The organism is Micromonospora sp. NPDC047465, assembly GCF_040643125.1.
GTDB lineage: Bacteria > Actinomycetota > Actinomycetes > Mycobacteriales > Micromonosporaceae > Micromonospora.
Window position 1 is genome coordinate 1 of record NZ_JBEYTP010000032.1, and the last position, 20,780, is coordinate 20,780.

At 71.7% G+C, this 20,780-nt stretch carries 16 protein-coding genes; 9 read left to right on the forward strand and 7 right to left on the reverse strand.

All coding sequences use genetic code 11. The annotated features are described in order from the left end of the window. Positions 1–87 precede the first annotated feature (87 nt). From ABZ793_RS24955 to ABZ793_RS24965, 3 genes are all read right to left on the reverse strand, one after another. On the reverse strand, positions 88–591 hold the full coding sequence (locus ABZ793_RS24955) for a hypothetical protein (RefSeq protein ID WP_357461539.1): 504 nt from the start codon (positions 589–591) through the stop codon (positions 88–90). A 114-nt stretch (positions 592–705) separates the two neighbouring features. Beyond that, positions 706–1,779, reverse strand: coding sequence for a CapA family protein (locus ABZ793_RS24960; RefSeq protein ID WP_357461543.1), 1,074 nt, complete (start codon positions 1,777–1,779; stop codon positions 706–708). 99 nt (positions 1,780–1,878) lie between these two features. Next, entirely contained in the window at positions 1,879–2,406 is a 528-nt protein-coding gene (locus ABZ793_RS24965) for a hypothetical protein (protein ID WP_357461546.1), read from the reverse strand. 823 nt (positions 2,407–3,229) lie between these two features. Between ABZ793_RS24965 and ABZ793_RS24970 the strand changes: the two genes are divergently transcribed. The 4 genes from ABZ793_RS24970 (at position 3,230) to ABZ793_RS24985 (ending at position 7,906) form a co-directional block, all read left to right on the forward strand. Then, positions 3,230–3,727, forward strand: a complete 498-nt coding sequence (locus ABZ793_RS24970; RefSeq protein ID WP_357461549.1) for a hypothetical protein — start codon at positions 3,230–3,232, stop codon at positions 3,725–3,727. A 205-nt stretch (positions 3,728–3,932) separates the two neighbouring features. After that, the gene (locus ABZ793_RS24975) at positions 3,933–5,324 is read left to right on the forward strand and encodes a hypothetical protein (protein ID WP_357461552.1); all 1,392 of its coding nucleotides are present in this window, start codon (positions 3,933–3,935) and stop codon (positions 5,322–5,324) included. Positions 5,325–5,390: 66 nt separating this feature from the next. After that, on the forward strand, positions 5,391–6,653 hold the full coding sequence (locus tag ABZ793_RS24980) for an AAA family ATPase (protein ID WP_357461555.1): 1,263 nt from the start codon (positions 5,391–5,393) through the stop codon (positions 6,651–6,653). Continuing rightward, positions 6,650–7,906 carry a VWA-like domain-containing protein gene (locus ABZ793_RS24985; protein WP_357461557.1) on the forward strand — a complete coding sequence of 419 codons (1,257 nt, stop codon included), beginning with the start codon at positions 6,650–6,652 and terminating at the stop codon, positions 7,904–7,906. The genes ABZ793_RS24980 and ABZ793_RS24985 overlap by 4 nt, the downstream gene beginning before the upstream one ends. Positions 7,907–7,967: 61 nt before the next feature. Here the strand turns inward: ABZ793_RS24985 and ABZ793_RS24990 are convergent, their stop codons facing one another. Further along, the gene (locus ABZ793_RS24990) at positions 7,968–9,101 is read right to left on the reverse strand and encodes a citrate synthase (protein ID WP_357461559.1); all 1,134 of its coding nucleotides are present in this window, start codon (positions 9,099–9,101) and stop codon (positions 7,968–7,970) included. Positions 9,102–9,169: 68 nt separating this feature from the next. Here ABZ793_RS24990 and ABZ793_RS24995 point away from each other — a divergent pair, with 68 nt between their 5' ends. Then, entirely contained in the window at positions 9,170–10,369 is a 1,200-nt protein-coding gene (locus ABZ793_RS24995; RefSeq protein WP_357461562.1) for a citrate synthase, read from the forward strand. A 168-nt stretch (positions 10,370–10,537) separates the two neighbouring features. On the opposite strand, the gene ABZ793_RS25000 is transcribed toward ABZ793_RS24995, so the two are convergent. Beyond that, the gene (locus ABZ793_RS25000) at positions 10,538–10,948 is read right to left on the reverse strand and encodes a hypothetical protein (protein ID WP_357461565.1); all 411 of its coding nucleotides are present in this window, start codon (positions 10,946–10,948) and stop codon (positions 10,538–10,540) included. Between the two features lie 98 nt (positions 10,949–11,046). On the opposite strand from ABZ793_RS25000, the gene ABZ793_RS25005 reads away from it, so the two are divergent. The 3 genes from ABZ793_RS25005 (at position 11,047) to ABZ793_RS25015 (ending at position 15,404) form a co-directional block, all read left to right on the forward strand. Then, positions 11,047–13,734 (forward strand): AAA family ATPase, encoded by a 2,688-nt coding sequence (locus tag ABZ793_RS25005; protein ID WP_357461567.1) that lies wholly within the window; start codon positions 11,047–11,049, stop codon positions 13,732–13,734. A gap of 292 nt (positions 13,735–14,026) precedes the next feature. Beyond that, positions 14,027–14,371 carry a DUF6086 family protein gene (locus ABZ793_RS25010; RefSeq protein ID WP_357461569.1) on the forward strand — a complete coding sequence of 115 codons (345 nt, stop codon included), beginning with the start codon at positions 14,027–14,029 and terminating at the stop codon, positions 14,369–14,371. A 481-nt stretch (positions 14,372–14,852) separates the two neighbouring features. Next, positions 14,853–15,404, forward strand: coding sequence for a hypothetical protein (locus ABZ793_RS25015; protein ID WP_357461572.1), 552 nt, complete (start codon positions 14,853–14,855; stop codon positions 15,402–15,404). A 45-nt stretch (positions 15,405–15,449) separates the two neighbouring features. On the opposite strand, the gene ABZ793_RS25020 is transcribed toward ABZ793_RS25015, so the two are convergent. Both ABZ793_RS25020 and ABZ793_RS25025 read right to left on the reverse strand, forming a co-directional pair. After that, entirely contained in the window at positions 15,450–16,616 is a 1,167-nt protein-coding gene (locus ABZ793_RS25020) for an acetylxylan esterase (RefSeq protein WP_357461575.1), read from the reverse strand. A 120-nt stretch (positions 16,617–16,736) separates the two neighbouring features. Next, positions 16,737–18,557, reverse strand: coding sequence for a hypothetical protein (locus ABZ793_RS25025; RefSeq protein WP_357461577.1), 1,821 nt, complete (start codon positions 18,555–18,557; stop codon positions 16,737–16,739). A 913-nt stretch (positions 18,558–19,470) separates the two neighbouring features. Between ABZ793_RS25025 and ABZ793_RS25030 the strand changes: the two genes are divergently transcribed. Continuing rightward, positions 19,471–20,679, forward strand: a complete 1,209-nt coding sequence (locus ABZ793_RS25030; RefSeq protein WP_357461579.1) for an RNA-guided endonuclease TnpB family protein — start codon at positions 19,471–19,473, stop codon at positions 20,677–20,679. The last annotated feature ends 101 nt before the right edge of the window (positions 20,680–20,780 follow it).

A 20,780-nucleotide genomic window follows, 5' to 3' on the forward strand; every position in this document is an offset into this window, starting at 1 on the left:
AGGCGCCGGGGTCCTGGCTGCCGTCGCCGCCGAGTTCCGGCCGGTCCGCGGGCGCGGCGGCGAGTGCGGCGGCGCCCACGTCCTGCCTCAGCAGCCGCACGTGTAGAAGAGGATGTCCCAGTGGCTGCCCTCCTTGGTGTAGAGGTTGCCGGAGGGCGCCCGGTACTGGTAGCCGAAGCCGGAGATGTAGCCGACGTAGGTGTAGTGCGCCGAAATGTAGTTCTGGATGCAGGTGCTCAGCGCGATGTCCAGCTTGTAGCCGTTCCAGTGGCTGTAGGTGCCGCTGGTGTGCCCGACCTCGGTGCCGGCGGTGATCGTGATGGCGCAGCCGCTGGCGCGTTTGAAGGTGATGATGCCGTCGATGGTGGCCTGCCGGACGCCGTCGAACGAGGTGCAGGTCGAGACGTAGCGGTCGCTGCAGTTGCCGCTGGAGGTCCAGGAGATGCCGGCGGCGCTCAGCTGCGACGTGGCGCTGGAGTGGCTGATGGCGAAGGCCGGACTGGCCAGCCCGAGCGCGGCCCCGATCGTGGCCGCGACAGCGACCAGCAGGGTGAGCAGGCGGCGGCGCAGGGGGGAGCGGGTGGACGACATGGCTCTCTCCGTTCGCGTGGGGGATCCTTGCGATGGGAAAGGCCGACCTTGAAAATTTTCTACCAGACATCGATGGATATGACTAGTAGGGGCTGGTGCCGCCCTGCCGGCGCGCTATCCGGCGGGGGACGCGGCGAGTTCGGTACAGCCGCGCAGGTCCGCGTACTCCCGGAGGATGCGCGCCGCGTCGTCCCCTCCGGCGAGCTGGGGCTGGCCGGTGCGGCGGGAGATCAGCGCCGGCACCAGCTCCGTCTTCACGATCTCTGCGCCGCGCAGGGTGACCCGCAGGATCCCCGTGTCGTTGCTGTACGCGTCGTCGCGCCACCACAGGAAGTTGCCCAGCCCGTACTGGACGAAGGTCCTGTCGATCCAGCCGTCACCGAGCAGCAGGTGCGCGTGGGTGCCGACGACGAGAGAGGCGCCCGCCCGGGCCATCTCACCCGCGAACGCGCGCGCGTCGGCGGGCGGGCAACTGTCCCCCTCCGCGCCCCAGTGGACGTACACGACGACCACGTCGGCCTGCCGGCGCGCGGCGCGTACCGCGGCGACCGCCCGGGTCAGGTCCCTCGTCATCGCGATACCGGCACGGTCGTCGGTGGCCCGCCACTGCGACCACAGTTCGTCGACCTGGCTAAAGGCGAGGAAGGCGATCCGCGTGCCGCCGATCCGGGTCGTCCACGGCGCGTACGCCGCCGCCGCGTCGGCGCCCGCCCCGACGGTCGGCATCCCGGCGGCCCTCGCCGCGTCCACGGTGTCGGTCAGTCCGACCCGTCCGTAGTCCAGCGCGTGGTTGTTCGCGATCGACACGACGTCGACCCCGGCCGCCTTCACCGCCTCGTACGCACCCGCCGGAGCCCGGAAGAGGAACTGCTTCGGCTCCGGGGTGCCGCGCGTGGTGACCGCGGTCTCCAGGTTCACCATCGTCAGGTCCGCGGCGGACAGCGCCGACGAGATCGACCCGAACGCCGTCGCCGGATCGTCCAGCAGAGCCGCCGTACGGCCGGCGAAGTGCACGTCGCCCGCGAAGGCCAACGTGACCTCGGCCGGCCCGGCCCGCGACGGGGATGCCGTCGCCGCCGCGGCGGAGCGAGCCGGCTCACCGGCCGGCGGCGTGGACCCGACCCGGCATGCGGTCAGCGCCACGGTCAGGGTCGTCGCCAGCGCGACGAGGGATCGTGCCCGTCTCACCCCAGGCAGCGTACGGCGCAGCGCCTGTCTCGGCGCCGACTTGACGAAGTTGCTCGACGCACCTTGGCTTTGGGGGGAGCCGCCGGAGGGCCGGGATGCTCAGGGAAGCTGCAGCTCGGCCAGTGCCCGCTCGGCTTCGACCCGTACCGCCACCTGGTGCTCGCTGTCGGCGTCAACGGTGGCGGCGAGCACGTGACGCAGCGCCTCCCGGTACGCGAGGTGCCATGCGTGTTCCGCATCGCACGACTGGTCCGGCTTCACGCCAGTGCCTTCCCAATGCATCTCGATCAGCCCGACGTTACCTGCGAGCCGCTCGACCCTGTGGATGCCCTCGGCGTTGAGCCGGTACCGCTCCCGCCGCGCCGCCACCTCACCGGCGTCGTCATCAGCCCGATCCCAGGCGGGCCGGGCCCGCTCGTGCCAGATCAGACGCAGGTGACGGTCGGGGCAAACCGATTGAAGATCGTCGGTGAGCGTGGTGCACAACTGCGGACCCGGGAGCCCGTCGTACCGACCATCGTCGAGATGCCGCCGCACGACCGTTGCCATCTCGGCGGCTCGTTCGGGGAAGACGTAGTGGGCAGTGATGTGGTCCAAGACCCCGGTAACCGTGTCCGCGTTGCTCATCGGCGGGCAAGCTACCGGCCAGCAGCGGCGAGCTGCAAAGGATTTTTGCAGTCGAGTCACGCGCCGAGAGGTTCGAGATCCGTATGCCCATCGTCCCCGCGCCGGCTGACAGTATGGAGTCATGCGGCGTAATGGTTGGCTTGCTCAGGCGTCCGTCATCGTCGCGGTGGCCCTGTCCGGGACGGCATGCACGCCTGCCCGGGACGTGGGTCAGCGTGAGGGTCCGCGGCCCGCGTCGGGGTCTGCCACCGCGGCCAGCACCGGCGCCGGTGCGCCGCCCGCGACGTCCAGAGACTCGGGTCAGGTGACGTGTGCGGATTCCATCGCCGTCTCGCCTCAACCAGCGGATGGGTACCGGATCGTCCTGGGGGATGCGGCGGTGCCGACCGGGAGAGTGCTTCAGGTCGCGGAATCGGGGGAGGCAGACCCCGCTGCGCGGTGGTTCGCCAAGTGGGGATTGGTGGTGCGGGCAGGCGCAGAAGTCGACCTCCTGGTCGCACCTGGCTGGGAGGACCGGGCCCGCATCGCGTGGGGTCCCTCGGCTGCGCCCGCCGCGACCGTGCACGTGAGCGCCTGCGCGCCTGCCGCCGGCAAGGGTCAGTGGCTAACCTTCGCCGGCGGGACCTGGGTCGCGCGGGCGGCCTGCGTTCCGCTGCTGGTCCGTTCAGGTGGGCGGCAGGCCGAGGTGCGTCTGGCGGTCGGTGCGCCCTGCGACGACGCCGACCGTCCGTAGCGCCACCCCTGACGGCACACCGAGGCCGGGCCGACTCCGCCCGGCCTCGGTGTCCTGGTCGCGTACGCCACCGCGAGCGGATCACGGACCATGAGCGATGTGGACGGCTCCCAGCCCGCCGTGCGGTTAGATGTCCAGGTGGGCAGTGACTACGAGCGCGAGCGTGCCCGAAAGATGCGGATGGCGAGCGGGAACCTCGGCCGCGCCATGCACCTGATGAGAAGCCGTGATCCGCAGGCGGCGGAGGACGGGTTCGCGCTGGTGCGGGACATGGCGGGCCTACACGTCGACGAGCTCATCGATGTGTTCGGCCGCGAGACCGACCACGGCGTGCGGTGTTGGCTGTTGGAACTGATCGGGGATGCGCGTTCACCCCGGGCGTTTGACGTGCTGGCCACGGAGTTGCTGAGCGACAACGAGTCCTTCAGCTTCTGGGCGGAACGGGGCCTGCGACTGCTGGACACCAGAGAGGCTCGACGGTTGCTGTGGCAGCGAGGAGAGGGTGGGCCGTCGGCGGCGAGGGGAAGCCACGCCGCGCCTGATAGCCACGACAACGGTGGCTCGCCGTCATCCGCTGCGGGCGCCTGACCTCGTCCGGCCCGGCGGTTGCGTCGGTGAACGTGCCGACCGGGATGGTTCGGACCGCTGATGTGCCGGAACCCTGGTCGCCCGAGTGCGTCCATGACGACCGACAAAAGTGTCGCTCGCTCAGGCGGCGCTACCGTGTATGCTCCCCCGCGATGATGACCTCTCTCGGCAGATTGGGGGTCCCGTCCGCGCAAGGTGAGTGCTGATGCACTCCCGGGCCGCGAATGCGGATTCTCGCCTTTCCTTCTGGCTGCGCGTGCGCGAGTTCGCCGTGCCGCCCTCCATGATCGATTCTGCGACTGCTCGTCGGTACGTCGGGGACTGGGCCGGGGCGTGCGCCGCCGCCAGCGTCGACGTCGACTTCGGTCTGCGTTCCGTTGCTCGTACCCATGGCCGGGAGTTCGCGGCCCGGGTCCGGGCCGACCTGCGCCATCTGGCTCCCGACCTGCTGCGCTGGCACCTGCCGCGGGTCGCTCCCGACGGGCTGCTGCGTCCGGGCCTGACCGTCGCGCTGGCCCGGTACGACCCGGCGGACCACGACGGCGGCCGCACCGTGCACCTGGTGGCGCGGACCGCACCCGCGTGGGCGGATGCCGGTCAGCGGATCAGCCTGGCGCTGTGGGACGGATCCCGCTCCGGGGACCGATCCTGTCCTCACCCGCACCCCCGACCCGACCGCCGGTTCCGCCTGGACCTGCACCGCCACCTCTGGGACGCGCGGAGAGCGGACGAGCTACGGACCCGGTCGGGGGCGGATCGGCTGCCCGCCGACGGGCGTCCTGCGGTGGACCCTGATCCGTTCGGGGCGGCGCTGCGCGGATGCGCGGTGGACCGGTGGGCGGCCGAGGCGGCGCTCCTGCTCCGCGCTGAGGGGCGGACCAGCGGTCGCGTCGCTGTGCGGCTGGGTGCCCGGAACCGGCTAATCCTCGACGTGACTCCAGGCGGGGAAGGCCGGCCGCCCGAGGCGCGGATCGCGCCGTCGGCGACGGGCTCGGATACCACGCTGCCGGTGCTGCCCGACGCGGCGACGTGGGTGCTGCCCGACCTGGACCTGCTCCGCGGCGGGCTGGTCGACGCCGATCGGCTGCATCCGTTGGTCGCGTCGGCACTGGCGCCCGACCGTCCGGCGGCGACAGCGCCGAGGGCTCCCGAACAGCCGGGACAGGCGCGCATCGTGGAGTGCCGGGGAGCTCGGCACCGGATCGGCCTGGTCGACGGGGTGCTCGCGCCGCTCGACCACGACCCGGCGGAGATCCGCCGGGAGGAACTGCTGGCCGCGCTGACCGGTACCCCGCTTGCCTGTCTGCGCGCGATCGACGAGGCGCACCGCCAGCCGGAGTGCCTTCCCGATGTCCGCGCACGCCTCGACCACGGCGACACCGCCGGTGCCCTCGCCGTCGTCGAGGCTCTGCTCGGGCCCGACGCCCTGCTGCGCAGCGGCGACCTGCGCGACGAACTGGAAACGGCCGCCCTGCGGCGGGTGACGTACGGACTGTTCAGGGCAGGACTCGTCGGTTCCGGGCCGGGCCCTGCCCGCGCGGACAGTCGCCGTACCCGTGACCACCGCTCGCGCCCGCGCCACGCGACTGGCTGCTGACCACCGGGCCCGTCTCACCCCGACGGCCCTCCTCGTACTCGCCACCACTCCCACAGGTGATTGAAGATGTCTGCATTGACCTCGTACGTGTCCACCGATGCCCCTGTCGAGCCGACCCACGCTCCTCAGCTCGATGTCGCCGCCGAACTGCTCGCGCTGCTCGGCGCCACCACCACCGAACCCCGCCCCGACACCCAGTTGGAGGCCCTGACGCTGGCCGTGGCCGCGGACCTGCCCGTGCTGCTGTGGGGCGAGCCGGGGATCGGCAAGACCGCCGCCCTGACGCAGCTCGCCGCGGCGCTGGACCTGCCGCTGACGACCGTTGTCGCCAGCGTCCACGAGCCGTCCGACTTCTCGGGGCTGCCGATCGTCGGTGACGATCCGGCGGCGCAGGGCGTCCCGATGGCCCCGCCGGACTGGGCCGTGCGCCTGGTGCGGGCCGGTCGGGGGCTGCTGTTCCTGGACGAGTTGTCCACCGCGCCGCCGGCCGTCCAGGCGGCCCTGCTCCGCCTCGTGCTCGAGCGGCGCATCGGCACCCTGCGGCTGCCGCCCGGGGTCCGGATCGTGGCCGCCGCCAATCCGCGCTCCTCGGCGGCCGACGGCTGGGAGCTGAGCGCGCCCCTGGCCAACCGGTTCGTCCATCTCCAGTGGGCCCACGACAACGACGTCGTCGTACGCGGCCTCGGCGGGATCTGGCCCCGAGCGGTGCTGCCCCGGCTCGACCCGGCGCTGCTGTCGGAGGCCGCCACTTTCGCCCGCCGTGCCGTGTGCGGGTTCCTGACCGCTCGCCCGGGGCTGGTTCACCGGCTGCCGAGCAACGAAGGCCGCCGGGGCGGTCCCTGGCCGTCGCCTCGCAGCTGGGACATGACCCTGCGTCTGGTCGCCTTCGCGACCGCGGCGGGCGTCTCGCGGGACGTGCTGTCGTTGCTGGTCAGGGGCACCGTTGGGGACGGCCCGGGGCTGGAGCTGCTGGCCAGCATGGACCGGATGGACCTGCCGGACCCCGAGGTGCTGCTGGCCGACCCGGCGGCCGCCGTCCTGCCCGAGCGGGGAGACCTCCGCCAGGCCGTGCTGGACGGCGTGGTGGAGGCGGTCCGCCGGCGTCCGAAGAAGGCTCGCTGGGACGCGGCGTGGGCGTTGCTGGTGCGGGCGCTGGAGACCGGAGCCCCGGACCTTGTGGTCGTCCCCTCCACCACACTCGCTGCCCTGCGCCAGGAGGACTGGGACGTCCCGGCAGAGATCGAGCGGCTCGCCGGGGCGGTGTCGGTGTCCCGGCGAGCCGACCAGGCGGCGGCACGGGTTGTGGCCGCGGCGGGGAACAGCCGATGATTCCCGGGCACACCGGGACGCTGGACGTCGAGAAGCTCTTCGCCGCGCGGCTGCACGCCGCCCGGGTCCGGCCCTACCTGGCGACGGCGCTGTTCGCCCTGCACGTGGTGGAGTCGCGGCGGGTACCGACGATGGCGGTGGACCCGCACTGGCGGTGCTACGTCTCGCCCGCCTTCGTGGACCGTACCCCGGTGGAGGAACTCGCCGGGGTGTGGGTGCACGAGGTCTCGCACCTGTTGCGCGACCACCACGGACGCAGCGACCGGGTGGCGCGGGAACGGGGGCTGGTCGGGCCGGGGGAGCGGCTGCGGATGAACATCGCCGCGGACTTCGAGATCAACGACGACGTTTTCGGTGAGGGGTTGGCCCGACCCGAAGGCGCCGTCGAGCCAGGGTTGCTGGGGCTGCCCGAGGGGGAGCTCATGGAGGACTACCTGCGGCAGTTCGGGCTCGGGCCGCGTACGGAGGGCCTGGTCTGGCTGGACTGCGGCAGCGGCGCCGACGGGCTGGATCGGGAGTGGGACCTGGGGCCGGACGGCGCGCACGGCCTCAGCGCGCAGGAACGGGACCTGGTGCGGTTCCGGGTGGCGCACGGCATCACGGGCCGGCCCGGGGACGTTCCGCAGGGCTGGCGGAGGTGGGCGGAGAAGGCGTTCCACCCGCCGCAACCGTGGCGGGAACTGCTGGGGGCGGCGGTCCGCTCGGCCGCCTCCGCTGCCGGCGTCGGCGAGGACTACACCTACGGCCGGCCGTCGCGGCGGTCCGCCGGGGTGCCCGGCGCGATCCTGCCGAGCCTGCGACGCAGGCCCCCTCGGGTGTGCGTGGTCATCGACACGTCCGGATCGGTGAGCGACGCCGAACTGGGCAGCGCCCTGCTCGAGGTCACCGCGATCTCCCGCGCCGTGGGCGGCCGGCGCGACCTGGTCACCGTGCTTCCGTGCGACGCCGCGGCCCAGGTCGTGCATTCACTGTGCCGCGCCGAGGACATTCCGCTGCTGGGCGGTGGAGGGACGGATCTGCGTACGGGCTTCGCCCGGGCGCTTCGCGCGCGGCCCCGACCGGATGTCATCGTGGTTCTGACCGACGGGCAGACGCCCTGGCCGGCGACGCGGCCCTCGTGCCGGACGGTGGTGGGACTTTTTCCCCGGCAGCGGCCGGCCCGGTCGTGGCACGAGGACGATCCCGACTACGTACCGGACTCGCCGCCCGCCTGGGCGCGAGTGGTCGAGATCGGCTCCGGTCCTGGCCGGTGAGCCCACCGGGTGGCGGGGTCGACCTGGCGGCGACCCCGCTCCGGCATGATCTGCCGGCCCTTTACGGCACCGGTTGCGGCGGGGGAGGGCCCACGTAGCGCGAGTCCGGTCGGATGATCTTCGAGTCCTCGGCCTGTTCCAGCACGTTCGCGCACCACCCGATGACGCGGCTGGTGGCGAAGGTGGGCGTGAACATCTCCCGGGGCAGCCCGCACAGGTGCATGACGACGCCGGCGTAGTACTCCACGTTGGTGTGCAGTTCCCGGCCGGGCTTCAGCTCCGCCAGCAACGACAGGACCCGCTCCTCGACGGCAACGGCGAAGTCCACCAGCGGCCCGCCGAGGTCCTGGGCGATCCCCTTGAGCATGCGGGACCGCGGGTCCTCCGTGCGGTAGATCGGGTGCCCGAAGCCCATGATCCGCTCGCCGCCGAGGATGCGTTCGCGCAGCCACGGGTCGGCTCGGTCGATCGTGCCGATGGCGTCGAGGGTGTCCAGGGCCCGGCTGGGGGCACCGCCGTGCAGGGGGCCGGAGAGCGCGCCGAGGGCGCCGCCGACGCAGGCGTAGAGGTCGGCGCCGGTGGAGGCGATGACGCGGGCGGTGAAGGTCGACGCGTTGAAGCCGTGGTCGACGGTGGCGATCAGGTAGCGCTCGATCGCCCGGGCGTGACGTTCGGACGGCTCCTCGCCGGTGATCATGTACAGGTAGTTCGCCGCGTGGGACAGGTCGTCGCGCGACTCGATCGGCTCCAGACCCGCTCGCAGGCGGTACAACGCCGCCAGCAGGCTGGGCGTCAGCGCGCAGAGTGCCATGGCCTGCGCCCGCCGTTCGGCGGGCGACGTGTCGTACAACGGGCGGGCTCCGGCGGCGAGGCCGGCGACGGCCAGCGCGGCGCGCAGGCCGCCCATCGGGTCCGGCGACGCCGACGCCGTGGCGATGTCGGGCAGTGCGGCGGCGACCGCGGGCGGGATGTGGCGCAACGGGACGATCTCCTCGTGCAGCGCCTTGGGCTCGGTGGGCAGGGAGCCGTCGATGAGCAGCGCCCAGACGTCCTCCAGCGTCCGGCGCTCCGCGAGGTCGATGGCGGAGTACTGCCGGTAGTGGTAGAAGCCCTCGGTGCCGCGGACGTGGCCGACGGTGGTGTCGGTGACCACGACGCCGGCGAGCCCGCGGGGAGCGGTGATGGTGTCAGCCATGCGGGCAGCGTCGTGCCGGCGGCCGAGGCCAGTCAACATTGATTCAGTCAACGTGAGACCATGGCCACATGGCCGAGGAGCAACTGCTGACGACCGCCGAGGTGGCCCATCGCCTGCGCATCAAGCCGGAGACGATCTACGCGTACGTCAGCCGGGGGCTGCTCGCCAGGGTCAAGGTTCCTGGCGAGCGGACCAGCCGCTTCCGGCTGGCCGACGTCGAGCGGCTGGCCGCCCGCACCCAGGCGACCCGGCCGGAACGCGATGCCGCGCCGGCGATGCGGACCGCCACCACGTTGATCGCGTACGGGCGGCTGCACTACCGGGGACTCGATGTCGCGAAGCTCGCGCCCGTGACGCCGTTCGAGGAGATCGCCCGGTGGCTCTGGACCGGCGAGCGGCACCCCGAGCCCTTCGCGACGTCCGCCGAGACCGTCGACACGGCGCGGCGGGCGAGCAGTCACCTGCCGGCCCAGGCCCGGCTCTTCGACCGGCTGCCGGTGATCGTCGCCGTGGCGGCCGCGATGGACCCGCTGCGCTTCGACCTGGCGCCCGCCACCGTGACGGCGCTCGCGCCCGCGCTACTGGCCAGCATGGTCGACGCGCTGCCCCTCGCGGGCGAGGCACCCGCCGACGACGCCCTGGCGACCCGCCTGTGGCCGCGGCTGACGGGCACGCCGGCCTCCACCGCGGGGCTCCGGGCGCTGAACGCCGCACTCGTCCTGCTCGCCGACCACGACCTCGCCGCGTCGACCATCGCCGTACGCGTGGCGGCCTCGACCCGGGCAAACCCCTACGCGGCGGTGCTGGCGGGGCTCGGCGCGCTGGACGGGCCGATGCACGGAGCCGTCGGCAGCAGCGTCCACCGGATGATCGAGGTGGCGCTGCGGGACGGGGCGCCGGCCGCGATCGCCGAGTGGCTGCGGACCGGCGCGCTGCCCGGGTTCGGGCACTCGCTGTACCCGGACGGCGACCCGCGCGGAGCCGCCCTGCTCGATCTCGTCGCGGAGCTGCCGACCGAGGGCGAGCTGCGGCGGGCCGTCGACGACCTGATTGCCACGGCGGCGCGGCGGGGCGCCCTGCCCAACGTCGACCTCGCCGTCGCCGCGTTGGCGCACGCGACCGGCATGGGCCCGGGCGCGGCGGAGGTGATCTTCGCGGTCGCCCGGACGGCGGGCTGGATCGCGCACATCGTCGAGGAGTACGCGCAGCCGAGCAACCGGTTCCGGTGGAGCAGCGGCTACACCGGGCCGCCACCGGAGTCGGCGTGAACTCCGACGTGCGGCAGCGTCCCGGCCCTGCACGTCACGAAAGTCGAGTCCCTTCTGACGCCGACAGGGTGGCCACCCGGCGGGGTGGCCACCCTGCGTAGGACCGATTTTGCGGTCCCGGTCCCGGTCCCGGTCCCGGTCGCGGCTCGGGGCGATCCGGACGGTCGCTCAGACGGCCCTGCGAAGACCGGCGAACTGCAGGACCGTGTAGCCGGCGACCACGACCGCCTGCACGATCACCAGCGCGGTACCCAGGCCGGTCAGCGGGAACCAACCGGCGACGAGCACCATCACGCTCGCCGCCACCCAGGCGACGTTGACACCCATCACCACACCCACAGCGGCCCTGCTCACCACGGGCCGGGAGGCGAGAACCAGCAGGGCGGCCGCGTAGGCCACCAGGAACGCCCCGGCCGGGTAGAGGAAGCCGGCGGGAAGGCCGAACAGCTCCCCGAAGATCGCGGCGACGGCGACGTACACGATCCCGTTGCCGCCGGAGCCGATCGCGTCCTGCTTGAGGGCGAAACGGAGCAGCGTGGTGTCGGCGACGGTCCGGGCGGGACTGGTGACGGTGGTCATGTCGGAGGTCCGTTCGTAGTCGTGACGTGCTTACGAGCACGACGCTACGGAGATCCACCCCGAGCCGAATCAGTCACCGTGACGGTAGGTTCCTGACCGTGCTGCACGGACGAGCCCGGGAACAGGCGGACATCGAACGGCTGCTGGCGGAGGCCAGAACCGGCAGGAGCGGGGTGCTGGTCATCCGCGGCCCGGCGGGAATCGGCAAGTCGGCGCTCCTGGACCACGCCGCCGAACGGGCGGAGGGCATGCGGGTGCTACGCGGCGTCGGTGTCCAGTCCGAGGCCACGTTGCCCTTCGCCGCACTCCACCTCCTCCTGCGTGCCGGGCTCGACCGGATCCCTGCACTGCCTGACGCGCAGGCCGCCGCGCTCCGCGGTGCCCTCGGGTTGGGTGACCCCGCCCCGGAGAACCGGTTCCTGGTCGGGTTGGCCACGCTGAGCCTCCTCGCCGACCTCGCCGGAGACGGCGCGCTGCTCTGCCTCGTCGACGACGCACAGTGGTTCGACCAGGCCTCCGCCGACGCGCTGCTGTTCGCCGCCCGCCGCCTCGAGGCCGAAGGCGTCGTCATGATCTTCGCCGCCCGCGCGGGACTTCCTGCCGCGGGGCTGCCCGAACTCCGGCTGGGCGGGCTGGACGACGCGGCCGCTGCCGCCCTGCTTCCTCCCGACCTTCCACCACAGGTGCGGGAGCGCCTCATCGAGGAGTCCGGCGGCAACCCCTTGGCGCTCGTCGAACTGCCCGCCGCGCTCACCGCCGAACAGCGGGCGGGACGACTGCCGCCGGTGGGTGCGATGCCGGTCGTCGACCGGGTCCAGGAAGCCTTCCACGCACGGATAGCCGCGCTCGCCGAGCCTGCCCGGACCGCGCTGCTGATCGCGGCGGCGGACGGCTCGGGTGAGCTTGACACCCTGGTGGGCGCGGGCGCCTCCCTCCACGGCCTTGAGGAGGCCGAGCGGAGCCGGCTGATCGAGATCAGGGGCGCGACCGTGGGATTCCGCCACCCCCTGATCAGGGCCGCCGCCTACCAGAGCGCGCCGGTGACCCGGCGCCTCGCCGTACATCGAGCCCTCGCCGACGCCCTCACCCGCTCGGCCGCCGTCGACGCGGCCGACCGGCGGACGTGGCACCTGGCCGCGGCCACGCTCGGCCCTGACGAGAACGTCGCCCGGGAGCTGGAGGAAGCAGCGGAACGGGCACGTACGCGTGGCGGCCACGCCGCGATCGCGACCGCCTACGAGCGGGCCGCCGAGCTCACCGCCGACCCGGTGCGACGATCCGAACGGCTGGCCGCCGCCGCGCTGGCCGCCAGTGACGCGGGTCTGACGGGTCGCGCTGCCGCGCTCGCCGACCGGGCGACGCCTGAGGTGGAGGACCCGGACATGATCGCCGCGCTGGTCCAGGTGCGCGCGCATCGGGAGTTCGAGTTGGGCACACCGCTCGCGGCGGGCCGGATCCTCCTGGACAACGTCCCCCGCGTGGCCGGCCGCTCCACCGAGCGGGCCACCTGGTTGCTGGTGGAGGCCATCCGCTGCGCCTGGTTCGCCGGTGACGCCCGACTGGCGGAGGAGGCCGCGGCGAGTCTCCGCGCGCTTCCCGAGATCGGGTCACCGCTGGTCGGGGCGGCGCTGGGGCTCAGCCGCCTGTTGGGCGGTGACATCGGCGGCGGGATCACGCTCATGGGCGAGGCCGTCGACGCACACGCGGGTGCGGGGCTGGGGGTGCCGGGACTGACCTTCACCGCCGCTGTCTGCCTTCCGCTGGGCCGCACCGCCCTCTGTGAGGAGATCACCGGCCGCGTCGTGGCGGACTGCCAGAAGAACGGGATGATCGGCTGGCTCGCCTTCGCGCTCAACGACCATGGACTCGCGCAGGGGTGGCTCGGGCGGTACGGCGAGGCCATGACGTCCCTCAACGCGGGGCTGCGGCTGGCGGCGGACCTGGGCCACGAGCCTCGGGTCAGCCACCTCACCTGTTCGCTCGCCTGGGTGCTCGCGCAGCAGGGCAACGTCGATGAGTGCCGCACGAAGGCCGAGGAGGGCATAGCGGGAGCCGACGGGCAGGGCCTCGTCCTCGCGGCGGACATCGGACGCTGGGCACTCGGCCTGCTGGAGCTCGGCCTGGGTCGTCCGGCCGCCGCCCTGCGGCAGTTGGCGGCCATCCCCTCGGTAGGGATCGCTCTCCTCAGCGCCGCGGACCAGGTGGAGGCAGCCGTCCGCAGCGGCGAACCGGAGCGGGCGAAGGAGCCACTCGCCCGGTGTCTGGCCTGGGCCCGGCACGTGCGCCAGCCGTCGTCGGACGCGATCGCCCTGCGGTGCCGGGCCCTCGTCGAGGAGAACGAGGCGCACTTCGCGCACGCCGTGCAGCTTCACCAGCAGGACGTTCAGCCGTACCAGCAGGCGAGGACGCAGCTCGCCTACGGCGAGTGGCTGCGGCGGGCACGGCGGCGGGCGGACGCCCGTACGCAACTGCGCGTCGCGCTGGACACCTTCGACCGGCTCGGTGCGCGGCTGTGGGCCGAGCGGGCTCGCGCGGAGCTGCGCGCGACAGGGGACGTGCCGGCGGCGCCGCGCAAGGCCGACGATCCGCTCAGCGTGCTGACTCCCCAGGAACGCCAGGTCGTGCGGCTGGCAGCCACCGGCGCTTCCAACCGTGACATCGGCGCCCGGCTCTTCCTCAGCCCGCGGACCGTCGGCTACCACCTCTACAAGGCGTTTCCCAAGCTGGGTATCACCTCGCGGGCCCAACTGGCTTCCATCGCCGGGTCGTCGTCGGCGCTCGGCTGAGGTCCTGACGATCAGGCATCCTCGGCATCGTCCAAGGTGGCGGCGGGTAGGCCGATCGACGGACAGCTGACGTCGGTCGAGTGGCGGTCACGTGGGCCTTGACGGCCGGCGATGTGGAGGCCATGGGAGTGCAGACCTTGATCGAAGCTAAGCGATGTCTCGTAACCTTGGCCGCTGTCTGTCTCTTGGTGCGCTGACCCACCAACGTCCATTTGGTTGGGGTTCGGGCCTGCCCTCAGGTGGGCTACTGGTAGTAGGGTGCTGGCCGCCTGACGACGTTGGGGGCGCTGTCATGGGGATGATCTTCAAGGTAAACGGCCGGGAGATCTGGGATCGCGGCCTCCGTACATCGCAGATGTTCTGCGGGCAGGTCCTGCTGCTTGAGAAGCTTGTCGATACACCAAGCGGGATCTACGACACCGGTAAAGACGAGGTGCAGGTCGATCCGGCGGCGTTGCGGGCGTTCCTGCGCGCCGTGTTCGCGTACCTGGACCGAAGCGGTTCTTGGCCGCTGAGGGCGATGGTGCGTGGAGTGGTGCAGGTGGGACTGTTCCTGGACTATCGCGCCAGCGGTGACTGGTTGGCGGTGCCGGACCGGTTTCAGGACATCACAGATGGTCTTGACCGGATCACCTAGGGGACGTCGGCGCCCTGGTGTCCGTCTGTAGAGGAGGATCGCCGAGGATGCCTGGGTGCAGGTGATCTCCGCAGCGCGCGCCAAGGTAGACGTCTCCCCGGATGCCTTTGCCGGGATGTCTATGGGCCGCGGGCTGTGATCGATCGGCCGGTCAATGATCGATTGCTGGCTGAGGCGATTGAGGGCGCGCGATATGCGCTCACCTGCTTGGGGCGACCCGGCCGCTACAAGGTCATGGTGACGAACGATCACCTCGGCGGGGAACGGAACCCGGTGAACGCCGACCCGGCGGCGATCAAGGGCGACGACGGCTCGATACCTTTACTCGCCAAGCCTGCCTCGGCCCTGACCACCGGCAACGTAACAGCGCCCCGCGCCGTATGGATCGCGCGCCAGCGGGTAAGCGCCGGCTGTCGGGCGGCGGTCAAAGACGCCCGCATTCCGACGAATGAGGTCGCCACTCGCCGGCGGAGGAGCCAGCATGTCAGTGCAGGACCGAGAGAATTGGATCAGGCGGGGTTGCCCGTTCAGGCTGATGCAGCCGGCGTGCGATCTGCGGGACGTGCTGCGTAGCTACGGTTACACCGTCTATGACATCGGCGACCGGCGCCATCTTGAGGCCGAGCCGCCCCAGGACCACACCCCGTACTCTCGGACCGGATATCCCGACCCCGCGCAGTACGGCATCGGCTACGCGATCGACATCATGCCGCCCGGCGCCTCCGGTCTACCCTCGCTCCAGCAGCTTGGCGCGCAACTGTTCGCCGACCGCTGCAAGGTGGTGGCTGGGATCAGCTGGCTGAAGTACATGAACTGGGAGCCCGAGCGAGACGGCGGCGGTCCCTGTTACCACGACTCGTGGCAGCCCAATCATGCCCGCCGGGACAGCAGTGACCGCGGCCATATCCACCTGTCCGGCCTGACCGGCTTGGAGACCAGCACCACCGGTGCGGGATACGACCCGGTGGCCAGGCTGCGGGAGCACGCCAGGCAACTGGCGCCGTCCGGGCGATCCGGCGGGCGCATGCACTGAGCGGGTCCTCGGCGGCTACATCAGATTCGGCGCCCGGAGAATGCCTTACCCAACCATTTTCGCGCCGAGTCGCGCTTCAGCTTGCGGATCGCTGCCGCCCGCGTCTGGCCCGTCGGCGCCGTCGTCGAGGTGCTGTCCGAAGAAGCGCTGGCTCGCCGCGACGAGTTCCTCGTACTCGGTCTGGCTGTCGGCGTGCGGGAAGTGCCCGGCGGTCAGCACGTGTAGCTCGCGCGGCCCGGCCAGGCCGTTGTGCACGGCGAACTGGCCCGGTGGAGGCACGGCGGGGTCGAAGAGGGCGGGCGCGACCAGTGTCGGGACGCGCAGCCTCGTCGCGGCCGTGGCGGCGTCGAAGTACCGCAGGACCTGCGTCACTCCAGGGTGTTCGCGGTGGTATGCGCGGACGGACTCACCGCTGCCCACACACGGCAGGGTGAGCCGCAGCGGGTGGTTGCCGAAGGTGGGCACGGTCAACCGGGCCGCGGCGAAGCGGTCGTCCCAGGGGAGGGCCAGGGCACCGATGCCGCCGCCGAAGCTCTCGCCGACATAACCCAGACGCGGGCCAACGGGCAGGTCGAGACTCGGCACCAGTTGCAGCAGCGCCGACGCCGCGCACCACAGGTCGGCGACGCAGTCTCCGATGACGTACCGGTCACGCGAGTCGATGCCGTGCAGCACGTGCCCGTCGGCGTGGTCGGGTATGCCCGGCAGCAGGCTGCGCACGCCCATGCCTCGTACGCAGGGAAGGATCGCCGCCGACCGAGGCAACGGCAGTGGTACCGAGAGGCCCGGTTCCTGACGGCCGCCATACCCGTGGCCGATGACGAACCCGTGCTCGACGCCGCTGACGGTCGCGGTCGGCCCCTCCGACGCGGCAGGCAGCACGAGCCATCCGCCGATGCGGACGCCGCCCACGGACGAGTAGGCCACTCCGAAGATCCGTACGCCGTCGCGTTCCTCTTCCAGGGGACCGATGGTGGGCTCCGTCGCGACCCGCCGCGCGGCGTCGTATCGAGCGCGCCAGAACTCGTCGAAGTCGGCGGGTGCGGCTGGCGCCGGGATGCGGAGCAACTGGTCGAGGCGGTGACCGTAGCTCGGGTCGAAGGGGAAGTCGTGCTCGAGCCGAACGGCGGCACGTTGGCGGGCGTCGGTGTGTCGGGCGCCGTCCGGGACGTGCGGTAGCGCCGGGTCGCTGTTCTGGCGTTCGTGCCGCAACGGGTCTCCGTCCAGACTGCCACCTATGGTGGATGGGCCCGCCGTGATCCGGCGGGCCCATCATCGCACCGCCTACCGGGTCGCGTCCGGCGGCGGGTCGGTCTACGTGCCCAGTTCGGACTACTTCTTGGGCAGCGGGAAGCGGGCCAGGTCCGTGCCGTGCATGCCCCAGGTCGACTTGCCGTCCGGGGTGAAGTGGAACGCCGGGTTGTTGTACCAGCCGCGCGGCACGTTGTCGTACAGCGTGGTCACCGCGCCGCCCGGGACGGTCGGCAGCTCGCAGATGTCGTTGGTCCAGTGCACCCAGGAGAACACCCGGCCGTCGACCCCGTTGAACTGCCCGTACCCGCCGAGGTCGCCCTCCATCACGATGGTGCGGGTGTGCAGGTCGTAGGCGAACCAGGCGCCGCGCGGCCGCCGGCCCATGGCGTAGAGCAGGTTGCCCACCACGTGCAGGCTCTCGTACGACTGCCAGTCCGGCTTGATCTCCTCGCGCCACAGCAGCTGGCGGGTGACGATGTCGACGGCCGCCACCTGCGCGACCTTGCGGATCGGGCCGGTGGTGCCCTCGCCGTAGGTGTCCCCGGCGATGTAGGCGGTGGTGCCCTGCACCACCACGTCCATGACGCTCTGCTCGGGCAGGAACTCGCGGTGCGAGTCGAAGGCGTTGGTGGCCAGGTCGATGAAGGTCAGCGCGCCGGTGTGCTTGGTGGTCTGCGGGCTGGACGCCACGATGAGCTGGTTGCGCGGCCGGTCCACGACGATGCGCTTGGTGCGCAGCTGCTCGTTGCCGAGCAGGCCCAGCACCTTGATCTCGTAGCTGTCCGGGTCGACCGCCACGATCTGGGTGCTCGGGTACAGGCCCGCGTAGACCACGCCGGCCTGGCCCTCGGCCATCGCCTTGACCTCGCCGTTGATGTCGAACCGGTCGTTGGTGCCGGCCTCGGTGCGGTGCACCGTCATCGCGTAGTGGCCGCCGACCCAGATCGTGCCCCGGGTGTGCCGCATCATCGACTGGATGGTCTCCGGGTAGCCGAAGCCGCGGGTGGCGGTCTGCCACACGCTGGCCGTGGCGCCCGGCGTCGTCTTCCACACGTGCCCCAGCCCGCTGACGCCGAGCAGCGCGCCGCCGGGCAGCGGGGCCAGGAGCGCGTTCTCCACGTCGGCGAGGGGCTGGCCGACCTTCACCAGGCCGTCGGCGGTGACCTCGTACAGGTTGGTGGTGAGTCGGGTCAGCGCGTACACCTTGCCGTCGCTGCCGACGGTGACCTGGTCGACGTAGCGGTCCTCGGCGGGGATGTCGCGGGAGACCCGGTTGGAGCCGTCGCGGTGGAAGGAGATCAGCTGCCGGCCGCTGGCCACGTAGACGACGCCGTCGGAGACCGTCATGTCGAGGATGCCGACCGGGGAGGCGCTCAGGTGCGGGGTCAGGTTGGTGGGCGCGCCGCCGTCCCTCGGCCAGGCCAGCAGCGTGCCGGGCGCGGCCGACCCGCCGTAGACGTACTCGTCGTCGACCGCCACGGCCGCCGCGTACTGGGAGGTGGAGATGCGGCCGTACGTCTCGATCGTCGCGTCGGCGAGGCGGATCCGCTTGACGGTGCAGTCCGGGTACGTGCCGATGTAGAGGTGCTCGCCGTGCACGACCATGTCGTAGTACCAGGTGGTGCTGCCCCCGGCGCGGGCCCAGGCCGCCAGCTCCTTGGTCTGCGGGTCGAACCGGTAGACGTATGCGCTGCCGGCGGGGCCGATGTAGACGTAGCGGCCGTCGGCGGCGAGCTTCTGCCCGCCGTTGCTCGGGATGGTGAGGTCGTCGATGCTGCGCATCTCGCCGGTGTTGACGTCGAACTCGCCCAGCCGCATCTTCCCCTCGGGCGTGTTGAACCGGGAGGTGATGAAGACGCTGTCGCCGATGACGGCGGCACCCCGGACGGCGGCGGTCAAAGAGGCCGGACCGAAACTCGTGGGAGTGAGTTCCTGGTCGCCCTGAGCCATGGCCGGGCCGGTCACCGCCCCGTGGCCAACTGCCAATGCGGCACCAGTAAGGGCACTGCTCGTGAGGAGCGAACGACGGCTGAGGGGCATGGCGGCTCCGTTCGTCTGGGTCATTACGGCCCGGACCTTAATGACGCTGTAAAGGGCCGTCAAGGATCCGTTCGGGTTGTCCGGCGGCAGGCCGACGACCGGGAGCGACAACCCGGCACAACCGGCCCGAATCGATGTCGCTCCGCCGGGAGCCGAGGCACCGAACCATCCACTGTCCGCGCCGCGCGGGTCGCCGGCACACCGCTGGGCGGCGCGGTCAGGTGGCGCGGCGGCAGCGGTCACCGAGGGCGCGGGTCGCGTCGGCGAGTTCCGGCGGATTCGCGGCTGGCCGGGTTCACGCTCGCCGACCTCACCACCGCGATCGAGCACGGCCGCCTAGTGCGCCCGGGCCTGCTGCGCGCCACCCAGCACCTGGTCAGCGCCCGCGACTTCCGGTGGCTACGGCCGATCCTGAGCCCGCTGCTGGCCCGGGTGCAACGCAACGCGTTCGGTCGGCGAACAGCCGGCGCCGACCTTGCCGAGCTCGTCGCCGACGCCCGGGCGATCCTGGCCGGCCGCACGCTGACCCGCCCCGAGCTGGGGCGGCTACTCGCGCAGCGCCGACCGGGCACCGACCCCCACGGCGCTCGCGTGGTCCGTGCAGTACCTGCTCCCGCTGCTGCACCCCGTGGATACCCCGGCCTTCAGGCCGGGGAGGAAACGGAACCTCCTGCCAAGCAGGTCAGGGACAGCCGGCTCGCCGTCAAGGCGGACAGGCGTCCCGCGCGACCCCCGCAGGATCGGTTCCGAACAATCGAGCTATGTTGTGGACGTGGCCTCACGGGTGAAGCGGGCGTACAAGTTCCGCTTCAATCCGACTTCGCAGCAGGCGGAGCTGTTGGGTCGGACGTTCGGGTGTGTGCGTAAGGTCTACAACCTGGCCCTGCACGCGCGGACGGAGGCGTGGTGCCAGCGGCGGGAACGGGTCGACTACCACGCGACCAGCGCGATGTTGACCGCGTGGAAGAAGACCGACGAGCTGGCGTTTCTAAACGAGGTGTCCTCCGTTCCGCTGCAACAGACGCTGCGGCATTTGCAGGGCGCGTTCGTGGCGTTCTGGGACAAGCGCGCCGGCTACCCGCGTTTCAAGTCCAAGCGCACGTCGCGGGCTTCGGCCGAGTTCACTGCCAGCGCGTTCCGGTGGAGGGACGGCCAGCTCACCCTGGCGAAGATGACCGAGCCGTTGCACATCGTCTGGTCGAGGTCGCTGCCCGAGGGGCAGTCCCCGTCGACCGTGACCGTGTCCCGTGACTCGGCCGGCCGCTGGTTCGTGTCCCTGCTCTGCGCCGACCAGGTCGCAGCTCTCCCGGTCACTGACAGCTCGGTCGGTATCGATGCCGGCCTCGCCCATCTGCTCACCCTGTCCACCGGGGAGAAGATCGCCAATCCCCGGCACGAACGGGCCGACCGGGCCCGGTTGGCCCGCGCCCAGCGAGAGCTGGCCCGCAAGGAGAAGGGCTCCCACAACCGGGCCAAACCCCGGCTGAGGGTGGCCCGTATCCACGCTCGTATCGGTGATCGCAGGCGTGATCACCTGCACAAGCTCACCACTCGACTCGTGCGCGACAACCAAACGCTCGTGATCGAGGACCTGACCGTACGCAACATGGTCAAAAACCATCGTCTGGCCCGCGCCATCAGCGACGCGGCCTGGCACCAGTTCCGCGAACAGCTCACCTACAAGTGCGCCTGGTACGGCCGGAACCTGGTCGTGATCGACCGCTGGTACCCATCGTCCAAGACGTGCTCGACCTGCGCAGCCGTCACGCAGAACATGCCGCTGAACGTGCGGACGTGGACGTGCCGATGCGGCACCACCCACGACCGCGACATCAACGCGGCACGCAACATCCTGACCGCCGGGCTGGCGGTGACTGCCTGTGGAGCCGGTGTAAGACCTCAACGGGAACCCTCCCGGACAGGGCGGTCGACGATGAAGCAGGAAACCCCTGGGGCGACCCAGGGAATCCCCGTCCTCTAGGACGGGGAGGATGTCAAGTTGGGAAGACAGTCGATCACACGATCATCGATCGGGTGGCCGTTCCGTTTCCACTGGTTCGATTTCCGCACGTCAAACCATTC

Coding starts and splice junctions, on each gene's coding strand:
- ABZ793_RS24955 (WP_357461539.1), bottom strand. CDS start 591: ATGTCGTCCACCCGCTCCCCCCTGCGCCGCCGCCTGCTCACCCTGCTG.
- ABZ793_RS24965 (WP_357461546.1), bottom strand. CDS start 2,406: ATGAGCAACGCGGACACGGTTACCGGGGTCTTGGACCACATCACTGCC.
- ABZ793_RS24970 (WP_357461549.1), top strand. CDS start 3,230: ATGAGCGATGTGGACGGCTCCCAGCCCGCCGTGCGGTTAGATGTCCAG.
- ABZ793_RS24975 (WP_357461552.1), top strand. CDS start 3,933: ATGCACTCCCGGGCCGCGAATGCGGATTCTCGCCTTTCCTTCTGGCTG.
- ABZ793_RS24980 (WP_357461555.1), top strand. CDS start 5,391: ATGTCTGCATTGACCTCGTACGTGTCCACCGATGCCCCTGTCGAGCCG.
- ABZ793_RS24985 (WP_357461557.1), top strand. CDS start 6,650: ATGATTCCCGGGCACACCGGGACGCTGGACGTCGAGAAGCTCTTCGCC.
- ABZ793_RS24990 (WP_357461559.1), bottom strand. CDS start 9,101: ATGGCTGACACCATCACCGCTCCCCGCGGGCTCGCCGGCGTCGTGGTC.
- ABZ793_RS24995 (WP_357461562.1), top strand. CDS start 9,170: ATGGCCGAGGAGCAACTGCTGACGACCGCCGAGGTGGCCCATCGCCTG.
- ABZ793_RS25000 (WP_357461565.1), bottom strand. CDS start 10,948: ATGACCACCGTCACCAGTCCCGCCCGGACCGTCGCCGACACCACGCTG.
- ABZ793_RS25010 (WP_357461569.1), top strand. CDS start 14,027: ATGGGGATGATCTTCAAGGTAAACGGCCGGGAGATCTGGGATCGCGGC.
- ABZ793_RS25015 (WP_357461572.1), top strand. CDS start 14,853: ATGTCAGTGCAGGACCGAGAGAATTGGATCAGGCGGGGTTGCCCGTTC.